Annotated in this window: 9 protein-coding genes; 3 read left to right on the forward strand and 6 right to left on the reverse strand. The window is 65.4% G+C overall.

What is annotated here, in order from left to right:
* Position 1: 1 nt before the first annotated feature.
* From U873_RS0119045 to U873_RS0119070, 6 genes are all read right to left on the reverse strand, one after another.
* The gene (locus tag U873_RS0119045; RefSeq protein WP_025129752.1) at positions 2–1,003 is read right to left on the reverse strand and encodes a dihydroxyacetone kinase subunit DhaK; all 1,002 of its coding nucleotides are present in this window, start codon (positions 1,001–1,003) and stop codon (positions 2–4) included.
* Between the two features lie 53 nt (positions 1,004–1,056).
* Entirely contained in the window at positions 1,057–2,175 is a 1,119-nt protein-coding gene (locus U873_RS0119050; protein ID WP_025129753.1) for a zinc-binding dehydrogenase, read from the reverse strand.
* A 39-nt stretch (positions 2,176–2,214) separates the two neighbouring features.
* A complete protein-coding gene (locus tag U873_RS0119055; protein WP_025129754.1) occupies positions 2,215–2,973 on the reverse strand; it encodes an SDR family oxidoreductase in 759 nt (252 codons plus the stop codon).
* Between the two features lie 66 nt (positions 2,974–3,039).
* Positions 3,040–4,047, reverse strand: coding sequence for a substrate-binding domain-containing protein (locus U873_RS0119060; RefSeq protein ID WP_025129755.1), 1,008 nt, complete (start codon positions 4,045–4,047; stop codon positions 3,040–3,042).
* A gap of 60 nt (positions 4,048–4,107) precedes the next feature.
* Positions 4,108–5,103: an ABC transporter permease gene (locus U873_RS0119065; RefSeq protein ID WP_025129756.1), complete on the reverse strand. Its 996-nt coding sequence runs from the start codon at positions 5,101–5,103 to the stop codon at positions 4,108–4,110.
* A complete protein-coding gene (locus U873_RS0119070; protein ID WP_025129757.1) occupies positions 5,100–6,587 on the reverse strand; it encodes a sugar ABC transporter ATP-binding protein in 1,488 nt (495 codons plus the stop codon). The genes U873_RS0119065 and U873_RS0119070 overlap by 4 nt, the downstream gene beginning before the upstream one ends.
* Positions 6,588–6,871: 284 nt before the next feature.
* Here U873_RS0119070 and rpiB point away from each other — a divergent pair, with 284 nt between their 5' ends.
* From rpiB to U873_RS0119085, 3 genes are all read left to right on the forward strand, one after another.
* The gene (gene rpiB / locus U873_RS0119075) at positions 6,872–7,333 is read left to right on the forward strand and encodes a ribose 5-phosphate isomerase B (protein ID WP_025129758.1); all 462 of its coding nucleotides are present in this window, start codon (positions 6,872–6,874) and stop codon (positions 7,331–7,333) included.
* Between the two features lie 156 nt (positions 7,334–7,489).
* A complete protein-coding gene (locus U873_RS0119080; RefSeq protein ID WP_025129759.1) occupies positions 7,490–8,470 on the forward strand; it encodes a sugar-binding transcriptional regulator in 981 nt (326 codons plus the stop codon).
* 427 nt (positions 8,471–8,897) lie between these two features.
* The gene (locus tag U873_RS0119085) at positions 8,898–10,460 is read left to right on the forward strand and encodes a TerC family protein (RefSeq protein ID WP_025129760.1); all 1,563 of its coding nucleotides are present in this window, start codon (positions 8,898–8,900) and stop codon (positions 10,458–10,460) included.
* The last annotated feature ends 74 nt before the right edge of the window (positions 10,461–10,534 follow it).

Below are 10,534 nucleotides of genomic sequence, written 5' to 3' on the forward strand. Positions count from 1 at the left end.
CTCACTCCGCCTGGGTCATGCCGATGGAACGGCAAGGGTGGTCGATCAGGGTTGCCAGTTCGGCGTCCAGGCCCAGCAGGGTCAGGGTCACGCCCATCATCTCCAGGGAGGTGAAGTAGTTGCCGACGTAGCAGCGGTGGATGTTCAGGCCTTGGGCGCGCAACAGGCGCTCGACTTCGGCGTAGAAGATGTACAGCTCCATTACCGGGGTGGCGCCGAGGCCTGAAACCAGGACCACCACCGACGCGTCGTGCTCAAACTCCCGGTCGGCCAGGATCGGTGCCAGCATGCGCTGGGCCATGGCCGCCGCGGATTCAGTGGGGATCACTTCAATGCCCGGCTCGCCATGGTGGCCGATGCCCAGTTCCATCTGGCCGTCGGCAATCTGGAAGTTGGCCTTGCCCACGGCAGGAATGGTGCAGGGGGTCAGGCCGACGCCGATGGAGCGGCACTGGTCGACTGTTTTCTGCGCGACCCGGATAACCCCGTCGAGGTCGTAGCCCCGGGCCGCTGCCGCGCCGCCGACCTTCCACATGAAAATTTCCCCGGCCACGCCGCGTCGCTTGTGGATCTCTTCCCGTGGTGCTGACGCCACGTCGTCGTTGGCCACCACCGTGCGTACCTGCAAGTCCCTGCTGGCGGCCATTTTCATCGCCAGTTTGACATTCATGTTATCGCCGGCGTAGTTGCCATAGAGGCAGGCCACGCCGGCCCCGCGGTCGGCGGCGCGAAAGGCGTCGAAGAAGCTCTTGGCGGTGGGCGAGGAGAAGATCTCGCCCACTGCCACGGCGTCCACCAGGCCTGGCCCCACATAGCCGAGGAAGGCCGGCTCATGGCCCGAGCCGCCACCGGTGACGATGCCCACCTGGCCCTGCGGCGAGGCTTGGTGCTTGCCGATGACCCGTGGATTGGCTTCGAACTGTGCCAGATGCGGATGGGCCAGCAGGATGCCTTGCAGCATGTCCTCGACCACCTGGTCCGGGTCGTTGATCACTCGATTCATGACGGTTTTCCTGTGTTCTTGTTGTTGGCCGTGGCGCGGTGAGTGGGGGCGGCTCAGGGCTTGAGTACCACCTTGAGGGAGCGATCGCCACGTTCCATCACCGCGAAGGCCTGCTTGAAGTCCGCCAGGGCGAAGGTGTGGGTGACCACGTCGCGCATGTCGATCTTGCGCTGGCCGATGAAGTCGATGGCCCGCGGGTACATGTAGGGCCCCAGGTGCGAGCCGAGCACGTCCAGTTCCTTGCGGTCGCCGATGATCGACCAGTCCACCGTGGCTTCGTCGTTGAACACGCTGAACTCGACGAAGCGCCCCAGTTTGCGCAGCATCGCCAGGCCCTGGTTGACCGCCTTGTGGTGGCCGGTGGCTTCGATGTAGATGTCGCAGCCATAGCCTTCGGTGAGGCCGCGGATCTTTGCCAGCACGTCTTCCTCGGCCGGGTTCCAGACCTCGTCGGCGCCCATGCGCAGGGCCAGTTCGGCGCGCTCGGGCTTCATGTCGAGGACGATCAGGCGCTTGGGGTTGCGCATGCGCACCGCGCCGATGATCCCCAGGCCCAGGGTGCCGGCCCCGGCCACCACCACGATGTCGTCGAAGCCGACATCGGCGCGGTCGGCGGCGTGCAGGGAGCAGGCCAGGGGTTCGATGAGGATGGCCTCGTCCGCTGGAATGCTGTCCGGCACTTTGTGCACGATGCCTTCCCGGGTGAAGATCATGTACTGAGCCATGGCCCCCTGGACGTTGTTCTGGAAGCCGTACAGGTCGTGTTTCTGGCACATCCAGTACTGGCCGTGGTTGCAGAAGCGACAGCCCCAGCAGGGCACGATCTGCTCCGAGATCACCCGGTCGCCGACCTTGACCCCGCGTTTTTCCGCGCCCGGCCCCAGGGCCACCACCCGGCACACGAACTCGTGGCCGGGGATCATTGGCGGCTTGACGTAGCGCGGCTGCTCGGCGTCGCCCCAGAACGACGGCGCGCCGCGGTAGGTCTTGATATCACCCATGCAGATGCCGCACAGCTCGACCTGGGTCAGGATCTCCTCGGGCCCCGGTATGGGGACGGGCACCTGTTCCAGGCGGTAGTCCTCGGGACCGTGGCAGACCACCGCCTGCATGGTGGCGGGAATGGCGGGCGGCAACTGATGGGCGCTGGCGGTTTCAGGCTGGCTGGACATAGACGGGCACCTCGGCGCAATGGCTGGAATGTCTGCGGGTTACTGAATGCTGTAGCCGCCGTCGATCACCACGTTCTCGCCGGTGATCATCTTGGCGGCGTCGCTGAGCAGGTAGAGCACCAGCCCGGCGATTTCCTCGGGTTGGGCGAAGCGCCCGACCGGGATCTGCAATTTGGCCCGCTCCCCCAGTTCGCCGGCCCAGGCCTGCTTGCCCAGGGCGGTCTCGACAATGGTTGGCGAGACGGCGTTGACGTTGATTCCGTCCGCCGCCCACTCCATGGCCAGGACCTTGGTCATGCCCACCACGGCGGCCTTGCTGGCGCAGTAGGCGACGTGCCGGTCGAGGCCGATCACCGCCGCCTGGGAGGCAAGGTTGACGATGCGCCCGCCGCCCTGGTCTCGCATGTGCCGGGCGCAGGCCTGGGCCATGAAGAAGCTGGCCTTGAGGTTGATGTCGAGGGTGGTGTCCCAGGCGCTTTCGGTCACTTGCAGGGCCTTGTCCAGCAATGCCACGCCGGCGCTGTTGACCAGAAAGTCCAGGCGCCCGAAGTGCTCGGCCACTTGCTCCACTGCCTGGTTCAACTGGTCCAGCTCCCGCAGGTCCACCGGCACCCCCAGGTGCTGGCTGCCCAGGTTGGCGGCCATGCGCAGCACCGCCGGGTCGCGGTCGAGCAGGGCCACTCGGGCGCCGCGCTCCACCAGCAGGCTGGCGCAGGCCAGGCCGATGCCGGCGGCGCCACCGGTAATCACGGCGCAACGACCGCTCAGATCGAAGGCCTGGTCCCAGAATCCGGACATGTCATGACTCCTTGTTGTAGGTGGTGGCCGGTGCCGGGCGAGCAGGCTCGCCGGTCACCGCAGGGGCTATTTGCTGCCGCTGACCTGCTGGTACAGCGCGTCGGCGTTGGCCGGGGTCACCGGCACCCAGGGCAGGATGTACAGCGTGTCGCTGCCATCACCCCATTTCAGATTGCTGGCGTAGCGCTCCCAGATCACCGAGCGCGGCTTGTAGTCCTTACCGGCCAAGGTCCGCAGGGCCACGTCCAGGGCACCCTGAGACTGGGCCTGGGCGTCCTGCAGGAAAGTCGTGAGTTGGCCTTTTTTCGCTGCCTGGATGGCATCCGGCATGCCGTCGATGGAGGTCACCGGCACGTCGCTGGGGGACAGCCCGCGGGACTTGATCGCCTGCAGGGCGCCCAGGGCCATGTCGTCGTTCTGCGCGATGACCCCCGAGATGCCGCCATTGGGGTGGGCGTTGAGCCAGTCTTCGGTCAGGGACAGGGCTTCGGCCCGGGACCAGTTGGCGGTCTTCATCTCGATGACCTTGATGTCCGGGTGCTGCTTGAGCACTTCCATCTCGCCTTTTTCGCGGTCGATCTGGGCCGACTGGCCGATCGGGCCCTGGATGATCACCACATTGCCCTTGCCCTTGAGCGTGTCGACCATGGCCTGGGCCTGCAGGCGCCCGCCCTCGACGTCGTCGTTGCCGACGTAGGGCACGCTGGCGCTGGCCACCTTGGTGTTGGAGGCGATCACCGGAATGTCGTTCTCCCGGGCCCGGGCCACGGCGCCGACCCCGGCCTTGGTGTCGATGGGCACGAAGATGATCGCGTCGTAGTGCTGGGTGACCATGGTCTCGATCTGGTTGTTCTGGGTCAGGGCGTCGTAGTTGCCGTCGAACACGGTGATCTGCACCGTGCCGTCCTTGACCGCTGGATGCTGCTTGAGCTCGCGCACCCAGTTCTGCATGAACTGGCCCTTGAGGCCGTAGACCGCGGCGCCGATCTTGTAGGTCTTTTCGGCTGCCAGCGCCGGGTTGCCGGAGAGCAGGGTGATGGCCACCACTGCTGCCAGGGAAGTGCCAAGCCGGATCGGAGAAAGCTTCATGGGGAACTCCATTGTTGTTGTGGTTGTACCGCGCGGTGGCGGGGGTCAGCCTTTCTTCTTGCGCCAGACATCGATCAGCACCGCGAAGACGATGATCAGGCCCTTGGCGACTTGCTGGTAATAGGACGACACCCCCAGCAGGTTCAGGCCGTTGTTGATCACCCCGATCAACAGGGCGCCGAACAGGGTGCCGACCATGCTGCCGGTGCCGCCGGACAGGCTGGTGCCGCCGATTACCACCGCGGCGATGGCGTCCAGCTCGTAGGAGGTGCCGGCCTGGGGCAGGGCCGAGGTGGTGCGGGCCGAGAGCACCACGCCGGCCAGCCCCGCCAGCAGGCCCGAGACCACGTACACCGAGAACATCACCTTGCGCACGCCGATCCCGGAGGTGCGCGCGCTTTTCTCGTTGCCGCCCACCGCATACACGTAGCGGCCGTAGGTGGTGTAGCGCAGCACCAGCCAGAAGATCAGCGCCACCACCGCGAAGATCACGATGGGCACGCCCACCGGGCCGATCTTGCCGATGCCCAGGGCCAGGTAGTGTTCCGGCAGGTCGGTGACCGGGCTGCCGTCGTTGAGGATGAAGGTCATGCCGCGGGCGACGCTGAGCATGCCCAGGGTGGCGACAAAGGGCGGGATCGACAGGTTGGCCACCATGAAGCCGTTGACCATGCCCAGCATGGCCCCGGCGAACATGCCGGCACTCACCGCCGCCAGCAGGCCGTAGCCCTGGGTCGCCACCAGGGCGCTGCACAGCCCGGCGAAGGCGAGGATCGAGCCCACCGACAGGTCGATGCCCCGGGTCAGGATCACGTAGGTCATGCCCACCGCCAGGATGCCGTTGATCGAGGTCTGGCGCAGGATGTCCATCCAGTTGCGCCAGGTCATGAAGTACTCGCTGGCAAAGGCCATGGCCACGCACAGCAGGATGAACACCAGGGGCAGGCCGAAGCGGTCCAGGGCCCGGCGCAGGTGGCTGCGGGCGGCGGGGCTGACGGCGGTGGCGGTGCTGGCAGGAGAGATCCGGGTCTTGGCATTCATGAGGCGAGACTCAACAAGGCTTCCTGGGAGAGGTCGGTGTCGTGGCTGATGGTCACCAGCCGGCCACCCTTGAAGATCGCGATGCGATCACTCAGGTGCAGCAGTTCCGGGGCTTCGGAAGACACCACGATGGCGGCGCCGCCGGCCCGCACGAACTGGTCCAGCAGGTGGTAGATCTCCTGCTTGGCGCCCTCGTCGATACCCCGGGTCGGCTCGTCGCAGAGCAGGCACACCGGTTGGGTGGACAGGCACTTGGCCAACACCACTTTTTGCTGGTTGCCGCCGCTCATGGACGCCACCGGCAGGTCCAGGGAGCTGACCTTGATCTGCAGGCGGCCGATCATGTCCCGGGCCAGGGCCTGTTCCTTGCGGGCATTGATCAGCGACCAGCGCGACAGTTGCCCGTAGGCGCTGAGGGCGATGTTGCTGAGAATGCTGCCATCGAGCACCAGGCCGCTGTCCTTGCGGTCTTCGGGCACCAGGGACAGGCCGGCGCGCAGGCTGGCTGCCGGGGTGCCCCGGGGCAGGGGCCGGCCCTGCAGGCTGGCGCTGCCGGCATCGGCGGTAGTCAGGCCATAGAGGCAGTTGAGGAATTCGCTGCGCCCCGAACCCATCAGGCCGTAGATGCCGAGGATTTCGCCCTGGCGCAGTTGCAGACTGATGTCCTGGAACTCGCCATCACGGCACAGGCCCTGGACCTCCAGGCAGGTTTGCGCGGCTTGCTGGCGGCCGGCCTTGTGGTCGATGCGTTGCAGTTCCTGGCCGACGATGCCGCGCACCAGGTGGGCACGGTCGACGTCCGCCATGGACCCGCTCTCGACGAAGGCGCCATCGCGAAAAATGCTGTAGTCGTCGGCGATCTGGGCCAGTTCGCTGAGGCGGTGCGACACGTAGATGATCCCGGCGCCGCGCTCGGTGAGGCGGCGGATGGCCCGGAACAGGGTCTGGGTTTCCTGCTCGCCGATGGCCGAGGTCGGTTCGTCCATGATCATCACCTGGCAGTCGTGGCTGAAGGCCTTGGCGATTTCCACAAGCTGCACCTGAGCCACGCTCAGGTGGCGCATGGGGCTTTGGGGGTCGACCTCGAACTCCAGGCCCTGCAGCAGCTCGCGGGTCTGCCGAACGAGGGCCTTGCGGTCGACGATGCAGCCCAGGCGACGGGGCTCGCGCCCCAGCCAGATGTTCTCGGCCACGGTCATGTCGGGGATCGGCTCCAGCTCCTGGGTGATCATCGCCACCCCGGCGGCCAGGGCGTCGCCGGGGCGCTCGAAACGCACGGCCCGGCCATTGAGCAGGATGCTGCCGGCGTCACGCTGGCCAATGCCCATGAGGATGTTGAGAAAGGTCGATTTGCCGGCGCCGTTGCCGCCGCACAGGGCGTGCACGCTGCCGGCCCGCAGATCAAGACAGCCGTCGCGCAGGGCGGGAACCCCGGCGTAGGCCTTGGCGACATGTCGAGCCTGGAGCAGTAATGGCGTGGCCATCGGCGTGTCCTCGTGCGGTGAATTCTTATTAGGTCGCAGAGTCATGTTTCCCGGTGATCATATGTGTATCAAATGAAATTCTGATCAGTCAATCGCTTTCGGAATAATTCTTCCTGAACGGGTTATAGGGCTTTTTACCCCTCTATGTAGGGCTTTGACTCGGGTGTCAGGTAAATCTCGCTTGACACCTCGGCGTGTAATATTGAAAAAATAGCTGAGCAAAGTTTCAGTCAATGATCATATGATCAATCTCGTTCTTACCTCACTTTGCGGAGCGAACTGCCATGAACAGCGCCTTTTCGGTGGCCATTGGATGTGATGAAGCGGGTTTCGAGCTCAAGGAATTGCTCAAGGGGCACATTGAGGCGCTGGGGCATCCGCTGGAGGATTTCGGCACTCATTCACTGGAACCGGTGCTGTATCCGGACATCGCCCTGGCCGTGGCCACGGCGATCAAGGCTGGGCGGCATCGCCTGGGAATACTGGTCTGTGGCACCGGCATCGGCATGGCCATCTCGGCCAACAAGGTTCAGGGCATACGCGCGGCGCAAGCCCACGACACCTATTCGGCGGAGCGCGCACGCAAGAGCAACGATGCGCAGATTCTCTCCATTGGCGCCCGGGTGGTCGGGGCGGAGGTGGCCAAGGGCATTGTCAGTGCCTTCCTGCAATCGGAGTTCGAAGTGGCGCGCTCCGGGGCCAAGGTGGAGCGCATCAACGCCATCGAGCGCGATGGGCATTCCTAGGCTTGGTCGGCGCCGCCAAGGACTGGGTGGAACTGGTCGGGGCGGCGACCGGCACCGGGCAGGGCACGCCGGCGCCGTGGCGGCGCACCAAGGCTGGACGCCATCGACATCCACTAGGAGAATGCGCCTTTGACGCCGAAACGGAAGCCAGTCCACATGAGTGACAGTACCCTGCGCGGGGCCAGCGACATCGACCTGATGACCGAAGTGGCGATGCTTTACTACCTGGAGAACGTCACTCAGGAGGTCATCGCCAAGCGCTTCGACCTGTCTCGGGCCAAGGTCAGCCGTCTGCTCAAGCGCGCGCGGGACGAGGGCATCGTCGAGGTGCGGGTATTGCAGCACCCGGCCATGAACAACGAGCTGGAGCAGGCCCTGGTGCAACGCTTCAAGCTCGACCGGGCGTTGATCGCGGTGGACCACAGCGACCCGGATACCCAGCGCTCGGCGGTGGCCAGCCTGGTGGCCAACTACCTGAACAAGACCCTGGGCGACGGCATGATCGTCGCCGTCGGCATGGGCCGCAATGTCGGCGCGGTGGCCGACAACGTGTTCCTGCCGGTGACCCGCAACTGCACCTTCGTCTGCGCCATCGGCGGTTCCCTGCGGGCCGGCGAGTACATGAACCCCGACCATATCTGCCGGCGCCTGGCCCAGCGCTTCGGCGCCGAGAGCGAGACCCTGTACGCCCCGGCCCTGGTGGCCAATCCCGAGCTGCGCAGCGCGCTGATCAGCAACGACACCGTGCGCTCGACCCTGGACCGGGCACGGCGCGCCGACATCGCCCTGATCGGCATCGGTGACATGAGCGAGAACAGCAACATGGTGCGCATGGGCTGGTTCTCGCCCCAGGAAGTGGCCCAGGCGCGGCTCTCGGGCACCGTGGGCGACATGATGGGCTACGACTTCATCGACATTCACGGCCAGCCGGCGGTCAACGCCATGCAGGGGCGGGTGATCGGCCTGAGCGTGCAGGAGCTGGTGCGGATTCCCGATGTGGTGGCCATCGCCAGCGAGAACACCAAGGCCGCGGCCACCCTTGGGGCGCTGCGTTCCGGGGTGATCAACACCCTGGCCACCACTGTGACCAACGCCCATACCATCCTCGCCCTGGACGACGCCACCCGTAAGCCCTGACCGCGCTGGCAGTGGCCGGTGACTGCTGGCGTTCGCTCGGGCGACCAGCGGTCTTGGCCGCAAGGCCCGCAGGGGCCGGGCGTGCAAATCGATAAACTTTTGAAATAATTTCCCGCTGGGGAAACTCCGCGCCGGCCCTGTAATCTTCAAGTCCGTTTTTCCATCCAGGACCTGCATGAACAGTCTCTCGGAGCCTCCCAGTCGGCGCTCTTTCCTGCTGCAACCCTCGCTTTCCACGTCCAGTATTTCGTGCCTTCCGGCCATACTGAGCCCCAGACGCTCAGGCCGCCCTCATGCCTTGCCGGCTTTTCCGGCCCTGGCCACTTTCTGCCCTGATCTACCCGGCCCCGAGGTTGTGCATCGCGTGCACCTTGGTGCCTTGTCGCGTCCGGCTGTTTGACCCCTCTGAAGGTATCGAGTGTTTTTTATGGAATGGATCGCAGACCCCACGGCCTGGCTTGGCCTCTTGACCCTGATCGTCCTGGAACTGGTGCTGGGCATCGACAACCTGGTGTTCATCGCCATCCTCGCGGACAAACTGCCGCCGGAGCAGCGTGACCGTGCGCGGTTGATCGGCCTGTCCCTGGCGCTGTTGATGCGCCTGGGCCTGCTGGCGAGTATTTCCTGGATGGTGACCCTGACCCAGCCGCTGTTCGAGGTGTTCGACAAGAGCTTCTCGGGCCGTGACCTGATCATGCTGTTCGGCGGTGTGTTCCTGCTGTTCAAGGCCACCATGGAACTGCATGAACGCCTGGAAGGCCATGTCAGCGTGCGCACTGGCAGCGCCACCTATGCGCTGTTCTGGCCGATCGTGGCGCAGATCGTGGTGCTCGACGCAGTGTTCTCCCTGGACGCGGTGATCACCGCCGTGGGCATGGTCGAGGAACTGGCCGTGATGATGATCGCGGTGGTGGTGTCCATCGGCGTGATGATCATCGCCAGCAAGCCGCTGACTCGCTTCGTCAACGAGCACCCGACGGTGATCATGCTGTGCCTGGGCTTCTTGATGATGATCGGTTTCAGCCTGACCGCCGAAGGCCTGGGTTTCCATATTCCCAAGGGCTACCTGTACGCGGCGATTGGCTTCTCGATCCTGATCGAGCTGTTCAACCAGGTGGCCCGGGCCCGGCGCAAGAAGTCCATGCAGGGCCTGCGGCCCATGCGTGAGCGCACCGCTTATGCGGTGATGCGCCTGCTGGGCGGGCGCAAGCTGGCGGCCGAGGAAGTGGGCGAGGAAATCGCCGACCTGCTGGAAGAGGGCGAGGCGCCGGCTGCCGAGCTGTTCGACCGCCGCGAGCGGGTGATGATCAGTGGCGTGCTTCAACTGGCCGAGCGGCCGATCCGCAGCCTGATGACCGTGCGTGCCCAGGTCGACACCATCGACCTGGCCGACAGCCCGGAAACCATCCGCACCCAACTGATGCATTCGTCCTACTCGCGCCTGCCGCTGATTCGCAATGGTGCGGTGGATGAGCCCCTGGGGTTTGTGCACAAGAAGGAGCTGCTCAAGGAGTACCTGGCGGGCAACGAGCCGAACCTGGCGCACCTGGCGCGCAAGACCCTCAACCTGCTGGACAGTTTTTCGATCCTCAATGCCCTGGAGCAGATGCGCAAGGCTTCGACCCACATTGCGTTCGTGATCAACGAATTCGGTGACTTTGTCGGCATCCTGACCATGACGGACATCCTTGAGTCGATCGCCGGTGAGCTGCCTGATGCCAGCGAGATCGAAGGCCCGGATGTGGTCGAGGAGGATGGCGGCTTTCTGGTGGGCGGTGCGTTGAACCTGCCCCTGGTCCGCCAGCGCACCGGCTTCAATGCGCCGCCCACCGATGACTACCAGACCCTGGCCGGGTTGGTGATGAGCCTGCTGGATCGCTTGCCGGTCAAGGGCGACCGGGTGGAGTGGGAGGGCTGGAGCCTGCAGGTCATGGCCGTGGAAGAGCGCCGGGTGACCCGGGTCCTGCTGTCGCGCCAGGAACCCGTCTGACCGTCAGCGGCAGGCCCGGTGGCGAGGGGGCTGGGTCGCGCTGGGCCGCGCAGCAGCCCCGGGGCTCATCCCAT

The sequence above is a fragment of the Pseudomonas sp. PH1b genome, from assembly GCF_000633395.1.
GTDB lineage: Bacteria > Pseudomonadota > Gammaproteobacteria > Pseudomonadales > Pseudomonadaceae > Aquipseudomonas.